The sequence below is a fragment of the Ruegeria haliotis genome (assembly GCF_013377785.1).
Classification (GTDB): domain Bacteria; phylum Pseudomonadota; class Alphaproteobacteria; order Rhodobacterales; family Rhodobacteraceae; genus Ruegeria; species Ruegeria haliotis.
Genome location: NZ_JABXWT010000003.1, coordinates 358,779 through 375,470, shown reverse-complemented (window position 1 = coordinate 375,470; position 16,692 = coordinate 358,779). Strand labels below are relative to the sequence as shown.

Here is a 16,692-nt window from a genome sequence, read left to right as displayed (position 1 = left end):
AGCTCGCTTTCGGAGGGTTATCATGTTTCTGGCAGGTTTGCTTGGATTGGCCGCCGTTGGTGGCGCAGCATATGCAATAAGCGATCTCATTGTTGCTGACGAAGAGGGTGCGGATGACAGCCCCGAGGATGATGGACAGGCAGAAATCCAGGATGGGGCATTTCTGGATATCGGCGAAAACGTCGAAGAACCGGAAACATCCGAGGTTGAAGAACCCTCTACCGGCACAGTGATCTCTGAGTTCGAGGGTGATCTGGTGATTGCCGGAGGGGACGGCGTGGATGCGTTGACCGGGCAGCAGGGCGATGATCAGATCAACGGCTATGGCGGTGACGACATCATAGATGGGGGCTGCGGTGACGACGTACTGCATGGCGGCGACGGAGCTGACGTCATGTCAGGCGGGCACGGAGACGATGTTTTGCATGGCGAGGCCGACGATGACCAGTTGGCCGGGAATGAAGGCGATGACGATCTATATGGCCATTTCGGATCCGACGTGCTGGACGGCGGCGACGGCGCGGATGAGCTTTATGGCGGTCAGGACAATGACACGCTGACTGGCGGGGCAGGCGATGATGCGCTGTATGGCGGTTTCGGGGATGACGTCCTAGACGGTGGCGAAGGCGAGGATGTGGTCTTTGGCGGTGACGGCAACGATGTTCTGTTCGGCGGCGGTGGCGAGACCGATTTCCTGAACGGCGGCTCAGGAGACGATACCATCCTTGCCAACAGTGGTGACGTGGCAACCGGCGGTCAGGGGTCGGATGACATCATCGTGGATATCGAGGATGGCGAAGATGAAGTCACTGTCATGGGCTTTCAACCGGGTGAAGATAAACTGCTGATCACGTGGGAAGACCAGACCGACCCGGATATCGAGATTGAAACCGACGCCGAGAATTCAAATCTGACCCGCGTCATGATCAACGGGCAAGAGGTCGCCCATCTTTATGGCGCCGAAGGCATTACGGCAGATGACATTCAACTGATAACCGAGGCGCAGCTGGCGCAGTATGGACAGATGGGCTGAGCCCGTAGAATCCCTTTGCCATTCACTGCAAAAGCGCCTATACGCGCCCATCCGCATCGGAATCGGTGCGGTTTTCTCCATGGGCCTGTGCTGGACGACATCCCGGCCTGCGCCATTCACTCTAACCTTTTAAAGGAGACCCCGATGTCGATTACTGCCGCTGATAAAGCACAAGTCATGAAAGATTTCGCAACCAAGGACGGCGACACCGGTTCGCCAGAAGTCCAGGTTGCCATCCTGACCTCGCGTATCAACACCCTGACCGAGCACTTCAAGACCCACAAGAAAGACAACCACGGTCGTCGCGGTCTGCTGAAGATGGTTGCCCAGCGTCGTAAGCTGCTGGACTATCTGAAGGGCAAAGAAGAAGCGCGTTACCAGGACCTGATCAAAAAGCTGGGCATCCGCCGTTAAGCGCGACTTGTACGTTTCGTACAAGTTCTGAGACCCGCTTTGTACAGTTTGTACGAACCAAACGTCCGCCATTGGCGGGCGTTTTTTGTTCTGGCTCTTGAAGACCAACCAAATTCAAACGCAGGACAGATATGAAACTGTCGTTTGCTGCGCATGCAGAAATGGCGCGGCGGTGTGGCTTTTTAATCCGGATGTTGAGATCGCAGAACGCTATGGTCTTCTGATTGCCAGGTGTCTTCTTTTGCTGAAGCTGGAAAACCGACAGAAGTTCAGGCACTCTGGAGTCCTGCGCCCAGGTAGGAGATCCCAGGATGCCTCAGTACAACGACATGTTCGAACTGTCAGTCGAAGACATTGACCTTATCGAGGTCTCTCTGCGACGCGCATTAACGTCACTGTCCCACGAGTCGGCCAGTGAAGATGAGACTGACAAGGCGGAACGGGCAGAGTCCCTGCGCCGCATTCAAGACCTGCTGGGCCGGCTTCACGATCAGAAGATTTTCTACCGGCCAAAGAGCGGGGTTTATGTCGGCGGATAGGCCACCAAGCGGACCTTCGCTGCATAAGCGAAGCGATCCGCTGGGAGGGCGGGAAGCGGTCAATCTCTTCAGTTGCGAAGGCAATTGGTGCGTCAGGTAAAGCAGGCATTAACCGACCGATCCGCGGCTATTTAGCCGTATTGGCGACGCACCATAGCATGCTGGTTCTGTATCTTAATGATATTAGATCTTTCATCAGTGTTGCAGGAAGGCGCAGCGCGCCTTCCTGCAAGTGTTCTATTTGGCCCGCAGAAGCAAAGATTTGGCATCTTCAATGGCGATGTTGGCCTGCTCAAGTGCCTGAATCGCAACCATCGCGTCGCGCGCATTTGGATAAGGGCCGGGGGGAGGTAGCTCCCCTAGTGACGCAGAACGAACAAACCCAAAGGTTCGTCCACATGCAATTTCCGCGACTCGCCCGCCATTTACCCCAAACCATGCCGCTATGTCATGTTGTCTATCACCACGTGCCAACATTCCCTTTACAATGGCCGCATCCAAAACTGAGAGGCGAACGCCACTGGTTTTTGCTCGACTTAGCATTACTGCACCTCCATTGTTTCTTGGCGACGTTCTTCGAACAATGCGTTCCGAAACTCGCGAACACAAAATTCGTACGAGTTCGGGTCTTTAGAGATCTTCTGTGGATCCCATTTGGCCATATTCAACACCAGTTGGTAAGAGTCTGCTATTCGACCCAAGTTCCGATCAACAAAGGCAGCGGGATCATCAACAGCCCAAATGACGTGACCTTCTTCAATCGTCATCAGACCTTTCAATCCATAAATCAACGGGTAAATCAGGCCGATTGGGTAGTTGTCCTTGACCGGTTTTCGAAAGAACGGTGTCGACGGTTGTACAGTAGTGTATCCTTGCACATCCTTACCCGCCGCCAAGGCATTCTTTCGAGTTTCAGGGTCATAGATTTTGACGATTGGGTTTGAAGCAAAGCGGCGCTTTCCTCTGCCGTTATACGCCTTCGGGAAATCAGCATAGATTTGATCATAAAGCTTAGGGATGTCGGCGAGTACCGTGAATGCACTCTCAACGCCTTCGTGCTTTAGTTCACGCTGAGGCCCATGTTTCTGGACCGTAACATCATCGTGACTCATTAGCTCCTCGAAGCGTTTTGAGCATTCCCCCTTGTTTCTGTACGTGTTTTGAGGCGTCACACTAAGATCTATGGGAAGACCGTTAGAGTCGTTTAACTCGTTCAAAGGGATCCAAGAAAGTGACACCAGGTCCCGAACTTTGATAGGACGTTTTTCGTCATCGTCCTCCCAACTGTTTGGCTTCCATTCAACACGGGCTGCAAACTCATCAGAAACACTGGCCTTAATCGCGTCATAAAAGCCTTGTTTATTTGACTTTGCTTCAAGCGGGAGCTGAGCGTTGTTGTTACGCGCCTCACAGACTTCTAGGAGAGGCATCAAGAATGCGTCGAGATGATCTTCGGTCATGCCAGATGGAACAAGTAACTCCAATGGAACGAGGAAATCGAACAAATTTTTGACACGCTCAATTTCCTTGCGTCGCGCATCCCACTCAAATTTCATATCATCCCAAGATCTTACTTTTCTCCAGTCCGCATCTTCCATTAACTCCTTAAGCACAAACAGGCCAATTGCGAGCATGTTGTGCCCGCCATCTAGAACCCCTTCGATAGTGGGTTCGTTGAACACGAGGCGAAACCTATTGCGTTGCAATGGTTCATAGTTTGCAGTTCCGACAAGAACCCCCTTCGATTTGTATCGGAAGAGTGATGGTGATGTTGCCAAAGTGGATAGTATATCTTCGACAACTGAATTTCGTCGGGATGACCGAGGATTGGCCGCTAGGCCGGCATTGTCAAAAAGCGGAAAGAGGTTCTTAGCTTCTACAAACCCAATCAGCCTTTTGATAGGAGTATCTACTTCAAACTCACTATCTTTAGGGGAAGGCTGGGCCGCAACGTTGGCGAACCTAATTACGATGTCATTTTTTTTGTAGTTCATTGGGGTCTCCATATTAACCGTTTCAGGTGATGGAGCTGGTCCCAGAAATTCAAACGCTTTGAGCGTTTGACATGAAGGTCCTTAGTTTTCACCAAGTTAGCCATTCATCGCCTCCCATCCGGTCGGCCAAATCCCAGAACCCGCTCCGGGTTCTTCAATGCCCTTTATCCAAAGGACATTTCTTACATAAGCACTACATACCGATTTTTCAAGAGGGAGTCGGACATTAGAAATAATAGCCGCTACCGCAGTTCGCGGCGTGCCGCACAAGCGAAATGCTGAGGCACCTTTAATGGCAGCAAAGGGCTCGCAGCCGAATACAGCACCATAAGAAAACGCCCGCTTTTCGGCGGGCGTTTCTCGGTTTTTCTGGGCGCTGTCTTACATCTTCGCCCGTTCCGATTTCAGCGCCAGCCAGAGGCAGTAGCACATCATCAGAACCACCAGCGTGAACGGGATGCCGGTTGAGACCGCGGCCCCCTGGAGCGCGGCGAGGCCACCTCCGAGCAGCAGGGCTATGGCCACCAGACCTTCGAGCGTGCACCAGAACACGCGCTGCACCACCGGGGCGTCCATCTTGCCGCCCGCCGTGATGGTATCAATCACCAGTGATCCGGAATCCGACGAGGTGACAAAGAAGACCACGATCAGGACCAGCGCAATCGGGGCGACGATGGGGTAAAGCGGCAGCTCTTTCAGGAAACCGAACAGCGCGCCTTCGGGGGCGTAGCTTGCGATCACCGTGGCATGCACGCCCTCGGCTCCGCCTTCGTTCAGCATGTCGATCGCGGCACCACCAAAGGTCGACATCCACAGGGCGCAAACCGCTGTGGGCGCCAGCAAGGCACAGATCATGAATTCACGCACCGTACGGCCCTTGGAGATGCGGGCAATGAACATGCCGACAAAGGGCGACCATGCGATCCACCAGGCCCAATAGAACGTTGTCCAGCCGTGGAAATAGCTGGTGTCTTCACGCCCGAACGGGTTCGATAGCGCAGGCAGGTGTAACACGTAGTCCGTCATCACGCTGAAGTACCGCGAAATGGCTGTGCCGACGCCGGTGACGACGATCACGAAGATGAACAGGCCGACGGCCATGATCATGTTGATTTCGCTCAGCCGTTTGACGCCCGCATCCATGCCCATCAGGACCGAGCCCAGCGCGATCAGCGTGATGCCGATGATCAGGACGACTGTGACCGTTGGGCTGGGTTCGATGCCAAACACCTCGTACAATCCGGCGGCAACCTGCTGCGCGCCCAACCCAAGCGAGGTTGTGAGTCCGAACAGCGTGGCAAACACCGCCAGCGTATCGATCATATGACCCCACCAGCCCCAGACACGCTCGCCCAGCAAGGGATAAAACGCCGAGCGCAGTGTCAAAGGCAATCCGAGGTTATAGCTGAAGATCGCCAGGCTGAGGCCAACAGCGGCGTAGATTGCCCAACCTTCCAGACCCCAGTGGTGGATTGTCCCAACAACTCCAGCGTATTCATTGCCCGGCACCGCGATATCGATGCCCAGAGGGCGGGCACCGCCATCTTCGGCAAAGTTGTAGTAGACCGGCTCCATCACGCCAAAGAACAGAAGGCCGATACCGATACCGGCTGCGAACATCATCGCAATCCATCCGGCGTAGGAATAGTCCGGCGTGGCGTCCTTGCCACCAATGCGGACTTTGCCGACGGGCAGGACGATCAGGACCAGACAGAATATGGTGATTGCATCGACCGAGAGGACCAAAAACCAGTCGAATGTGCTGGTCAGCCAGGGCCTGAGCCATCCAAAGAACGTCGCTGCCGCCTCTTGGTTTGCAAGCGCGATCAAGACGAACGCAAAGATCAGGATGCTCGAGATCAGGAAGACGGGATTGTGGATATCCAGACCAAATGGCCGGACGTTATCCTGTCCCAGCTCGTATTCGGTCTCAAAATCATAGATCCGTGGATCCGGATCCAGCATTTTCTTGGTTTGTGCCATTCGACTGCCCCTCTGTTCGCTGGGTGCAAACGCCAAGGTATTCGGCCGGCAGACGGTTATGAGTGTAGTACCCCCCTTGGCGTGTTTCCGTCATCTCGACCGTGGGTTGTGTGTTGTCAGCCTACACCGTTGTCAGAAATTCACAAAATTCCCACATCTGCGAACAGGTTAACTGTTGTAAAACAACGAAAAACGCCCGCCATTCAGCGGGCGTTTGGACTTGGTTTTCAGCCTTGAACAACCGGTTCAGGCGTTACTGCGACATGCCGCCTTCGCTGCTGACTTGTTCCTGAACATGCGTTTCATTGCCGACAACGGCCCCGCGCGGCGGGAAATCGGCAAAGGTGGAGAGGTGTGCCTGCACCAGTCGCGCGGCAGGACCAAAGGCCCACATCTTATTGCCCATCCAGCGGGTATACATACCGGATTCTTCGGCGGCCTTCTCGTAAGGATCGCGGCGCAGGTTGAACAGAAGCGGGGCGTTCAGCTCATCCTTGGGGCCTGCCCAGCCGTTCTCTTGGATGGTGAAATGCGCCTTCCAGTCGTTGTAGCGGACGGCCTGCAGATCGGTGCCTTCGTAGTAGATGATTTCTTTGCGGTTGCTGTCAGAGTCACCGGTCAGATAGCTGAGCTGATTGTAGCCGTCCAAATGCACCTGATAGCCCTCAAAACCGTCCAGCAAATCGGCGGGCAGATCCTGTGGTCCACCGGCTGCAGCGACCAGGGTAGGCATCCAGTCCATGCCGTCAAAGACACCGTTCAACACCTGACCATCGGCAATCTTGCCGGGCCACCGGATGATCGCGGGGACGCGAAAGCCGCCCTCCCACGTGGTGCCTTTTTCACCGTGGAACGGCGTGGTGCCGCCATCAGGCCAGGTCATTGTTTCGGGGCCGTTATCCGAGGTAAAAACAACAATGGTATTGTCGCCGATACCCAGAGCGTCCAGATGGGCCACGACCTTGCCGACATTGTCATCCAGTTCCTTCATGACAATGTCTTGCAGTCCGCGCCCGTCGCCAAGCATTGCCTCGTATTCGGGGCTGAGATGGGTCCAGACATGGGCACGCGCCGGGGCCATCCAGACGAAAAACGGCGTGTCAGTGTCAACCGCACGGTCGATGAAGTCGATGGTGTGGGCGGTGACTTCGTCATCCAGTGTCTTCTGACGCTCTGGCGGCGCGGGGCCGTCATCGACAATGCGCTGTTTGCCAACTGGACCCCAGCGTGGTTCGACCGTCTCGTCGGCGGTGTCCGTTGCATAGGAGTGGATGATGTTGCGTGGACCAAACTGAGCCGCGAACTCAGGGTCCTTTGGCCAATCAGGGTCAGTGGTATATTCCATGGCATTCAGGTGGTAGAGCCAGCCCCAGTATTCATCGAACCCTTTTACCGTCGGCAGAAACTTGTTGAGATCACCCAGATGGTTCTTGCCGAACTGGCCCGTGGTGTAGCCCAGCGATTTCAGCATGTTGGCCAGCGTCGGATCCGCGTCGTTCAGACCAACCGGATCACCGGGCAGGCCCACGGTGTGCATGCCGGTCCGCACCGGATACTGACCGGTGATAAAGGCCGAGCGTCCCGCGGTGCAGCTGGGTTGCGCGTAGTAGTCCGTCAGCCGCGCGCCTTGGGCGGCAAGCTGGTCGAGGTTGGGGGTTTCGATGCTTTTGACACCCTGATGGTAACTGCCCAGGCTGGCCCAGCCGACATCATCGGCCATGATGACCAGAATATTGGGCCGCTCGGTTTCCGCTGCGGCCGTGGACACGGACGCGACGGCGCACAGAGCGGCAGCAACGCTGGTTGCTATCGTTTTGGTCTGAAACATCGAATTAATCTCCTTAGTTCGATGACTGGCGGCCAGATGGCCTGAATGAATATGTCCTAGCGGTTGGTCGCTTTGGCTCGCAACGCGGGTTTACTTTCTTGCAGTTTGTGAAACTTAATGACCGCATTCTGAAATCTCTGGAATTGAAATGCTGAACCAAAAATCATTGTCCGCGTTCCTGATCCTTGCCGACACCGGGAACTTTCAGGAGGCGGCAAAGCGCATGGGTGTCTCGAACGCCTCGTTGTCGCGTTATGTCGCGATGGCGGAAACTCAGGTGGGGTTTGCCCTGTTTCACCGCAAACGCGGCAACAGTGGCCTGACCCGCGACGGGCAGGCGTTCCTGAAAGTCGCCCGAAAGCTGCAGACCGAATTGCAGGCCTGCGAACGCCAGATTGCACATATCCGGTCCGACACCGGGCAGACCGTTCACATCGGTTGCGGGCCACTGACACCACGAACGCTGATCAAGCCCGCCATCGAAGGCGCGCTGCAAACCTTATCCGATCTGAAAGTTCGGGTCTCGGTCAGTGCCCGTCAGGCACCGATCGAGATGTTGGAAAGCGGAGAGATCGATATCTATGTCGGCGATCTGACCCATACGCCCGAAACCGAGAATATCGAGCTGATGATGTTTGAAAAACGCGCGGTCGTTTTTGCGGCCCATGTCGATCATCCGCTTCACAGCGCCAGTGTCTGCGCGCTGAGTGATGTGTTTGATTACTCGTTTGCGTCGCCACATCTGCACAAGCATTGGCGGGCGGCATTGACCAAGGCACTGGGCGGGACCGAAGAGGCCGCGGAAAAGGTCCGAGCCTTGCCGCAAATCGAAAGCGACGATTATGCCTTTCTGACCTCTCTGCTGGGCGACAACACCCTTGTCGTCGGCGGCATGCCCGAGACCTTTGCCGAGCTTGTCAGCACAGGGTCTGTCAAACTGATCGAAACGGACCCGCAGATCACATGGAACATTTGCGCTGCGCGAAAATCAGGTCAGGGACAGCCAGTGGTGGATCTGCTGTGGCAACAGCTGAAAGAGCTTATCGCCTAGCGGGTGGAGCCCTTGGCACCTGCTTGGGACTCGTCCGTTTGTGTTTGACCTGCCTGAGGTGATGTAATTGGCAGTCGCAACACCTGCGCCCGGAACTGCCGAGGCAGCCCGGCAGAGATCGGACCCGTTAGATAGAGACAATCCGTTCTGGTCGAGTCCGCAACGTCCGCTCGTCGCAAAAGCAGATCCCTTTGCTTTTCTTCAAGAGCACTGCGAAAGAGCTCGGTAATCTCGGATTTTTGCAAATTGCTTTGCCGATCCTTCGCATCTGAAAATGCGGGCGCGGTGCCGTCTGACGTCTCGCGATCAACCGTCCCGGTTTCAAACAGGCGGTTCAGAATTGATTTGAAGTGCATATTCAAACTCCTCCAGCAGCCGGACTTATAAGCACTGCCGCTGCGGGCCTGATCCGAACCCAGTGGGTTGGAGAGGGCTCAAGGATCATATGTTCCATGAGTGGCAGCCCACAGCGACAAGGCGCATCTAGGGACTTTGAAATTCATCGTTAGGGGGAAGAATCCGGCAAAAAGCGTCATATTTTGATCAGGAAGTCAAAAAATTGGTGAAAAACCGATGCCTAGGGTGGATCGCACCGCACCAGAGTTACGTTATTCGACGTAACGTCAAATCTGAAACGCCCACAAACCTGCCCTTCAGACCCGTTGAATTCGCACCGCAGCACCAGACAAAAAAAGGACGCGTCTGTATTAGGCGCGCCCTAGTCCACAGGGAGGATAATGATAAAATGCGCTTCGAAATATTTTAAAGCGCGGCTACTAGAATAGTAATAGTGTGGCAGGTTCCGGCAGATTGGTCAGTGATGTGGGTCACAGACCTATGCCGTGTGGTCTGGAACCGGTACGCCAGCATCCGGACCGGGGCAAAAACGCGCCGCATCAAAGTCCGTGGGATGTGCATCGGCGCGGCAGTCTGCGGTGCTGTGTGGCCCGTTCGGTTCCCCTTTCCTTCCAACGCAATCTCATGTATGCGCGCAACATCTGAGACGTTGTGCCCTGATCCTGGCACTCAGACGAAAGCTAAAATGGGATCGGCGGCAATGGGGCCGCCATGCAAAACGGGAGACCCGCAGGGGCGGGAGTGCTCCCTTCTAGGATACGCATATGTTTGATGTAGCTAAGAAATCAATGCAGTGGGGCGAAGAGACGCTGACACTGGAAACCGGCAAGGTTGCCCGTCAGGCCGACGGCAGCGTGATTGCCACGCTGGGCGAAACCAGCGTCATGGCGAACGTGACCTTTGCCCGCGCACAAAAACCCGGTCAGGACTTTTTCCCGCTGACCGTACACTACCAAGAGAAATACTATGCCGCCGGTAAGGTTCCGGGTGGCTTCTTCAAGCGCGAGGCGCGCCCGACGGAAAAAGAGACGCTGACCGCGCGTCTGATCGACCGTCCGATCCGCCCGCTGTTTGTGGACGGCTTCAAAAACGAAGTACTGGTGATGTGCACCGTGCTGTCCCACGATCTGGTCAACGACCCGGACATGGTTGCGATGATCGCGGCCTCGGCGGCGCTGACCATTTCCGGCGCACCGTTCATGGGCCCGATCGCTGGTGCCCGCGTTGGTTTCGAGGATGGTGAATACATCCTGAACCCGACCGTCGACGACATGCAGGACCTGCGCCTGAACCCTGAACAGCGTCTGGATCTGGTTGTTGCCGGTACCAAAGACGCCGTGATGATGGTTGAATCGGAAGCCTATGAGCTGTCCGAGGCGGAAATGCTGGGTGCGGTCAAATTCGCACACGAGCAGATTCAGCCGGTCATCGACCTGATCATTGATCTGGCCGAAGACGCTGCAAAAGAACCGTTCGACTTTCAGCCTGCCGATTACTCAGAGCTGTCTGCTGCTGTCAAAGCTGCTGGCGAGACTGAGATGCGCGCCGCATTTGCGATCAGCGACAAGCAAGAGCGCACTGCCGCGGTTTCCGCCGCACGTGACACCATCAAAGCCGCTTTGACCGAAGAGCAGCTGGGTGACGCGAATCTTGGTTCGGCCCTGAAAAAGCTTGAAGCTGGCATTCTGCGCGGCGACGTTGTCAAAACCGGCAAGCGTATCGACGGTCGTGCGACCGACGAGATCCGCAGCATCGTTTCGGAAACCGGAATGCTGCCACGGACCCACGGTTCGGCCCTGTTCACCCGTGGTGAAACGCAGGCGCTGGCTGTGACCACGCTGGGCACCGGCGACGATGAGCAGTTCATCGACGCGCTGCATGGCAACTTCAAATCGAACTTCCTGCTGCACTATAACTTCCCTCCCTACTCGGTTGGTGAAGTTGGCCGCGTTGGTGGTCCGGGCCGTCGTGAGATCGGCCACGGCAAGCTGGCATGGCGTGCGCTTCAGGCGGTTCTGCCTGCAGCGACAGACTTCCCCTACACGATCCGCATCGTGTCGGAGATCACTGAATCCAACGGCTCGTCCTCGATGGCGTCTGTCTGCGGCGGTTCGCTGTCGATGATGGATGCGGGTGTTCCGCTGAAATCAGCGGTTGCCGGTGTGGCCATGGGTCTGATCCTGGAAGATGACGGCGAATATGCCATCTTGTCGGACATTCTGGGTGACGAAGACCACCTGGGTGACATGGACTTCAAAGTGGCGGGGACTGAGAACGGCATCACCTCGCTGCAGATGGACATCAAGGTTGCGGGCATCACGCCCGAGATCATGGAGAAAGCCCTGGCGCAAGCCAAGGACGGCCGGATGCACATTCTGGGTGAGATGGGCAAAGCCCTGTCCGAGACCAACGAATTCTCGGTCCATGCCCCGCGCATCGAGACCATGAACATCCCCACCGACAAGATCCGTGAAGTGATCGGTTCGGGCGGTAAGGTGATCCGTGAGATCGTCGAAGTTTCAGGTGCCAAGGTCGACATCAACGATGACGGCGTGATCAAGATCGCCTCGCCCGATGGTGAATCGATCAAGAAGGCTTATGAGATGATCCACTCGATCGTCGCCGAGCCGGAAGAAGGTCAGGTTTATACCGGCAAGGTCGTCAAAATCGTCGACTTCGGTGCCTTCGTGAACTTCTTTGGCAAGCGCGACGGTCTGGTGCACGTGTCCCAGATCGAAAACCGCCGCCTAAACCATCCGTCAGACGTTCTGAAGGAAGGTCAGGAAGTGAAGGTCAAACTGCTGGGCTTTGACGATCGCGGCAAGGTACGCCTGTCGATGAAGATGATCGATCAGGAAACCGGCGAAGAGATCGCCCCTGAGAAGAAAGAAAAGAAAGAGGAAGGCGCAGAATAATCTGCACCCTCTTTTGAATGCGGAAAGGCCCCGGCGATTGACCGGGGCCTTTTGCTTTTTGGCGACACCATTGCCCTACTAAAGCCAAAAACCTATCGACTTGCACGTTTAACGTGTAGAATCATGGTGAAAACGTTAAACTTTCACTTTCGACGGATGCTGTTCGGCTATGAAATTTATCACGATTTACGAGATCGACGTCGACCCATTGGGCAGCGCGAATGTCGAAGTATTGAACGCATACCAGGTGGCGATAGTCGACAATGACGATGACCTGGAAGATCCCGATGCAGACGGTGGTTTGCAACTGGATGTGAGTGGCGTTCCCAGTTTTATCGGCAATTCAACTGATTTCCAGACTTTTGAAATCTACAACGGTGACGTTGGCGGAACCCCCGTTACGTTCACTTTGCTGCAATTTTCAAACCCGCAGTACATTGTCGTTACCTCGGGCGAGGTCGAAGTTGGCGACACAATTGCCAACACCAACAACACCATCGTCACCGCGCCACCATCCGAATACGAAACCATTCCAACCTTCGTGTGCTTTACCTCCGGGTCCCTGATCCTTACACCGTCAGGTCAACGTTTGATTGAGACGCTGGAGCCCGGAGACGAGGTGATCACCGCAGATGGCGCCACACGGCCGGTGCGCTGGATTGGCCGGCGCCAGCTGTCTGCGCAAGAGTTGAAACGTGATCCGCACCTCTGTCCGGTTCGTATCCGCGCCGGCAGCTTTGCCAAAGACTGTCCTAGCCGCGATCTTCTGATCTCGCCCCAACATCGGATTGCCGTGACCTCTGCCATGATGGAGCTGTATTACTTTGAACCGGTCATGCTGGCCCCGGCCAAGGGTATGGTCAACGGCAAAGCCATCGAGCAACTTTCCCCAGAACAAGGGGTCGAATACATCCACATTCTTTTCGACCAACACGAGCTGGTGAATGTGGAAGGCATCTGGTCAGAATCCTTTTTTCCCGGCGACACCACGATGAGCGCCATGGCCCCGGCCACCAAACGCGAGCTGTTTGATCTGTTCCCTGAACTCAGGTGCCCCAAGACCGGTTATGGCGAGACCGCTTTGCCGGTTCTGAAGCCATACGAGGTCCGCATGATGCGGTCGAACCTATCGGTCCCGGGGTATTGGTGAGGTCACGCACGCGGCCTGATCTCGCCCGGAAAACCCATACGGGGCGGCGGAATTGAGCCCGGTTTGGTCGCGCTTATCCTTGCGCAACACCGCTGGGGCCGTGTTTCAGGGTGTGCCACTGACCGTAGCTGTCGATGAGATCGAGGTTTATCGCCGTATCCGCGCGGGTCGAAGCACTGCCGACCTCGGCAATGGTGAACTCAATACCACCGGGAATATCGATCCGCACGCGGTGTTCTCCACCACCGTGAGGCGCTTGAATGGGGCGGCCTGTCGATTTCAGAACGTCACCGACTGACACTTTGGCGGTACGGGCATCAATATCCATGGCAAGGTCGATCGGCAAATACAGCGTGTCATGCAATGTGTCGCACATTGCGCGAAAGACGTACCAATGCGTGGCCATTTCTTCGGTCTCTTCGCCCTGAAAAACACGCTGCAGAGCGGTCCGCTGCGCTTCGGTCGCGGCGGAATCCACAATGACTTGCATCTCGCCGCCGCCTTCAAAGATCGGACCGGGCCAAGCATACAACAACGCCGCTTTGGTGCCACTTAAATCCGTGTCGCCGAAATGTCCTTCGGTGACCTCCAGCACCTCAAACCCACGACAATTGCCATGGGTGGGTATTTCCTCGAATTGACAGGGGCAGGCGTAACCGCAATTGCAGTTTCCAAAGCTGTTCCCCTCAATATACCAATCTGTAAATGCCACCGCCTTCTCCTTTCCCGCAAAGTGTGAAAGTCCAGAACCCGTTGGGTTCACCCCCTGCCCCGCAAAATGAAATGGGGCGATACCGAGTCCGAGACGCTTTTTGGGAACGCTCGGCCAATCAGCCATGTCAGACTAGCACAAATTGGGCGATTCAAGAACTGCGGCTGCGGCGACACGCTGTTCTTGCGAACTGAGCGCTTGCATTCTGGCGCAGTTCATCCGGCTCGGACCCGAATGCAATCGAAGCGTTGAAAAGGCTCACACTGGCCAGCTTGAGGTATCCGATCCTGTGTTTTGCGCGTGGAATCAAAGGTCTCTTGGGATTGGCGGATTATTCGCTCACACTGGCCTAAGATTACGTGACGCGAAGTGAAGGCGCCGTACCTTTCCTTTGATCCAATGTTCCCCAGATGTCTCCATGAACCATATGGAATAAAGGACACGATCATGGTCAATCGTCTTATCCTGGCCTCGACGGCCCTGATTCTGGGCGCCTCCGCCGCCAGCGCACAGAGCCTGTCGGACGGCACCTACATTCAGGGCTTTATCGGCTATAGCCAGCTGCAGGACAGCGATTTCTCGGGCACGATCGGTGGGGCGGGCCAGTCCGTCGATACCGATTTCGACGGCGGCTATGGGCTGGGTCTGGCGATCGGTACGGAAATTCCGCAATGGTCCAACGACATCATCGGTACGCGGATCGAGCTGGAATTGTCCTATCGCGACAATGATGTCGACGGCGTCAATTTCACCGGAAACGGGCCGGGGTCTGAGGCGAACGTGTCGGGTGACATCAGCCAGACCTCGCTGTTTGCCAATGTGCTGTTTGATTTCAAGCAGTCGGGTCCGCTGACGCCGTTTGCCGGGTTTGGTCTGGGCGCCACCTATTCGGACATCGATTTCTCGTATGGGCCGGGCGTCTCGCTGGATGACAGCGACACCAACTTTGCGGCGCAACTGATTGCCGGTGTCGCCTATGACCTGAACGCCACCACCGCATTCACCGTCGACGCCCGCTATTCCCGCGTTTTCGACGTCTCGTCCGATCGTCTTGCGCCTAACGGCGCCTCAACCGGTTCGGTCGAGGACGATCTGGATACGTTCAGCGTCAATTTCGGTGTGCGTTATCGCTTCTGATCACACAGGGGGAAGCGTTTCTCTCCGGTTTCCCTTCCCCCGCATGCCCTCGTGTTCTATGCACGGGGGCATGCGCTCATTCATCATTCATATGTCCTCAAGCACAGCCCGGCGACCCAATGCCGAGAAGCTGTGCAATGACCTGCCCAACGCCGAGTTGTTCGAAGCCGTGAACGGGCGCGACCCGGATCAGATCGCGGATGTCAGCATGCATCTCGGCACCCTGCACCGCCCCTATTATCCGTTTGCTTTGCGCCCTGCAGAGATTGGTGTCTTTCAAAGCCACCGCCGGATCTGGCGCAAGATGGTGGATGAGAATATCGATCTGGCAATCATCACCGAGGATGATCTGCGTATAGACCCGGACCGGATGCAGCAGGTTCTGGACATGCTGCAGCCCATTGCGACCCCGGATCACTACATCCGCATTCCGGTCAAGCAACGTGAGATCCCGGCCCAGACGCTTGCCGAACAGGACGGGCTGCGACTGATTCTGCCTTGGATCGTCGGTCTGCAATGTGTCTGTCAGATGGTTGGACGCCGCGCCGCCGAGCGGTTGCTGGCCGCAACCGACCACATCGACCGTCCGGTGGACACGTTCCTGCAAATGCACTGGCTGACCGGTCAGCCGATCCACGCCTTGTTGGGCAGTGGTAATCAGGAGGTGGCTCGGGAAATCGGCGGTTCGACCATTCAGATGCGACCGCCGCTGAGTGACAAGATGACCCGCGAATTCAAGCGCGCGGCCTATCGGACGAAGCTGTATTTTTATCCGCAGCGTCCACCTGTGTCATTTGACACGGACTGCCCTCAGGGGGCATCGCGCCCGCAAGAGTAGCGGGGGCCAAAACCCCCGCCCTTGATTTATGACGGCGCCTTGGTCTTGCGCAGATAGGGGAAAATCGTCTCGAACTCGCCGAATTTTGCCTTGGCATCTTCGTTGGAGACGGTCGGAGGGATGATCACATCCTCACCCGGCACCCAGTTCGCAGGCGTGGCAACACCCTTGGACGACATCTGCAACCCATCCAGCGCGCGCAGAATCTCGGCAAAGTTCCGGCCGACGGTCATCGGATAGGTCATCGACAGTTTCAGCTGCTTGTCCGGCCCGATGATAAAGACCGAGCGCACGGTGGCGCTGTCGGCGGGGGTGCGGCCATCGGGCAGGTATGCCTCGGCGGGCAACATGTCGAACGCCTTGGACACGGCCAAGCCATCGTCGGCGATGATCGGGAAACCGGGATTGGCGTTTCCATAGGCTTCGATGTCTTTTTTCCACTTCTTGTGGTCTTCGACACCATCGACCGACACGCCCATCACCTTGGTGTTGCGCGCGGCCCATTCATCGTTCAGCTGTGCGACGGCCGAAAACTCGGTGGTGCAGACAGGGGTGAAATCCTTGGGGTGAGAAAACAGGATGGCCCAGCTGTCGCCGATCCAATCGTGAAACTGAACGGTTCCCTGATCCGTTTCTGCCGTGAAATTCGGGACCGTATCGTTGATGCGCAAACCCATGGTGCATCTCCTTTCCTGTGAAAAATCTCGAGTCGGTTGCCGTGAACCTAATCACTTTGCGTGC

Annotated in this window: 14 protein-coding genes; 8 read left to right on the top strand and 6 right to left on the bottom strand. The window is 56.1% G+C overall.

Annotated features, from left to right (window positions below; translation table 11 throughout):
• Positions 1 to 22: 22 nt before the first annotated feature.
• The 3 genes from HW561_RS10350 to HW561_RS10340 all read left to right on the top strand — a co-directional run bounded on the left by HW561_RS10350 (position 23) and on the right by HW561_RS10340 (position 1,986).
• On the top strand, positions 23 to 1,033 hold the full coding sequence (locus HW561_RS10350) for a calcium-binding protein (RefSeq protein ID WP_176864366.1): 1,011 nt from the start codon (positions 23 to 25) through the stop codon (positions 1,031 to 1,033).
• A 144-nt stretch (positions 1,034 to 1,177) separates the two neighbouring features.
• Entirely contained in the window at positions 1,178 to 1,447 is a 270-nt protein-coding gene (rpsO, locus tag HW561_RS10345; protein WP_176864364.1) for a 30S ribosomal protein S15, read from the top strand.
• 311 nt (positions 1,448 to 1,758) lie between these two features.
• Positions 1,759 to 1,986: a hypothetical protein gene (locus HW561_RS10340; RefSeq protein WP_176864362.1), complete on the top strand. Its 228-nt coding sequence runs from the start codon at positions 1,759 to 1,761 to the stop codon at positions 1,984 to 1,986.
• A 542-nt stretch (positions 1,987 to 2,528) separates the two neighbouring features.
• On the opposite strand, the gene HW561_RS10335 is transcribed toward HW561_RS10340, so the two are convergent.
• From HW561_RS10335 to HW561_RS10325, 3 genes are all read right to left on the bottom strand, one after another.
• Positions 2,529 to 3,980, bottom strand: a complete 1,452-nt coding sequence (locus HW561_RS10335; protein ID WP_176864360.1) for a hypothetical protein — start codon at positions 3,978 to 3,980, stop codon at positions 2,529 to 2,531.
• 381 nt (positions 3,981 to 4,361) lie between these two features.
• Positions 4,362 to 5,963 carry a BCCT family transporter gene (locus HW561_RS10330; protein ID WP_176864359.1) on the bottom strand — a complete coding sequence of 534 codons (1,602 nt, stop codon included), beginning with the start codon at positions 5,961 to 5,963 and terminating at the stop codon, positions 4,362 to 4,364.
• Between the two features lie 253 nt (positions 5,964 to 6,216).
• Positions 6,217 to 7,791: an arylsulfatase gene (locus HW561_RS10325; protein WP_176864357.1), complete on the bottom strand. Its 1,575-nt coding sequence runs from the start codon at positions 7,789 to 7,791 to the stop codon at positions 6,217 to 6,219.
• 148 nt (positions 7,792 to 7,939) lie between these two features.
• Between HW561_RS10325 and HW561_RS10320 the strand changes: the two genes are divergently transcribed.
• Positions 7,940 to 8,842 (top strand): LysR family transcriptional regulator, encoded by a 903-nt coding sequence (locus HW561_RS10320; protein WP_176864354.1) that lies wholly within the window; start codon positions 7,940 to 7,942, stop codon positions 8,840 to 8,842.
• On the opposite strand, the gene HW561_RS10315 is transcribed toward HW561_RS10320, so the two are convergent.
• The gene (locus HW561_RS10315; protein WP_176864352.1) at positions 8,839 to 9,198 is read right to left on the bottom strand and encodes a hypothetical protein; all 360 of its coding nucleotides are present in this window, start codon (positions 9,196 to 9,198) and stop codon (positions 8,839 to 8,841) included. The two genes, HW561_RS10320 and HW561_RS10315, sit on opposite strands and share 4 nt — an antisense overlap.
• Before the next feature lie 765 nt (positions 9,199 to 9,963).
• On the opposite strand from HW561_RS10315, the gene pnp reads away from it, so the two are divergent.
• Together pnp and HW561_RS10305 are read left to right on the top strand one after the other, a co-directional pair.
• Positions 9,964 to 12,114: a polyribonucleotide nucleotidyltransferase gene (pnp, locus tag HW561_RS10310; protein WP_176864350.1), complete on the top strand. Its 2,151-nt coding sequence runs from the start codon at positions 9,964 to 9,966 to the stop codon at positions 12,112 to 12,114.
• 169 nt (positions 12,115 to 12,283) lie between these two features.
• Complete coding sequence (locus tag HW561_RS10305) at positions 12,284 to 13,264, top strand: Hint domain-containing protein (protein ID WP_176864348.1); 981 nt, start codon at positions 12,284 to 12,286, stop codon at positions 13,262 to 13,264.
• A gap of 73 nt (positions 13,265 to 13,337) precedes the next feature.
• Here the strand turns inward: HW561_RS10305 and HW561_RS10300 are convergent, their stop codons facing one another.
• Positions 13,338 to 13,976: a DUF1326 domain-containing protein gene (locus HW561_RS10300; RefSeq protein WP_176864346.1), complete on the bottom strand. Its 639-nt coding sequence runs from the start codon at positions 13,974 to 13,976 to the stop codon at positions 13,338 to 13,340.
• Between the two features lie 447 nt (positions 13,977 to 14,423).
• Between HW561_RS10300 and HW561_RS10295 the strand changes: the two genes are divergently transcribed.
• Together HW561_RS10295 and HW561_RS10290 are read left to right on the top strand one after the other, a co-directional pair.
• Positions 14,424 to 15,113: an outer membrane protein gene (locus HW561_RS10295; RefSeq protein ID WP_176864344.1), complete on the top strand. Its 690-nt coding sequence runs from the start codon at positions 14,424 to 14,426 to the stop codon at positions 15,111 to 15,113.
• 70 nt (positions 15,114 to 15,183) lie between these two features.
• Positions 15,184 to 15,951, top strand: coding sequence for a glycosyltransferase family 25 protein (locus HW561_RS10290; RefSeq protein ID WP_176864342.1), 768 nt, complete (start codon positions 15,184 to 15,186; stop codon positions 15,949 to 15,951).
• A 26-nt stretch (positions 15,952 to 15,977) separates the two neighbouring features.
• On the opposite strand, the gene HW561_RS10285 is transcribed toward HW561_RS10290, so the two are convergent.
• Positions 15,978 to 16,628 (bottom strand): peroxiredoxin, encoded by a 651-nt coding sequence (locus HW561_RS10285; protein WP_176864340.1) that lies wholly within the window; start codon positions 16,626 to 16,628, stop codon positions 15,978 to 15,980.
• Positions 16,629 to 16,692: the final 64 nt, after the last annotated feature.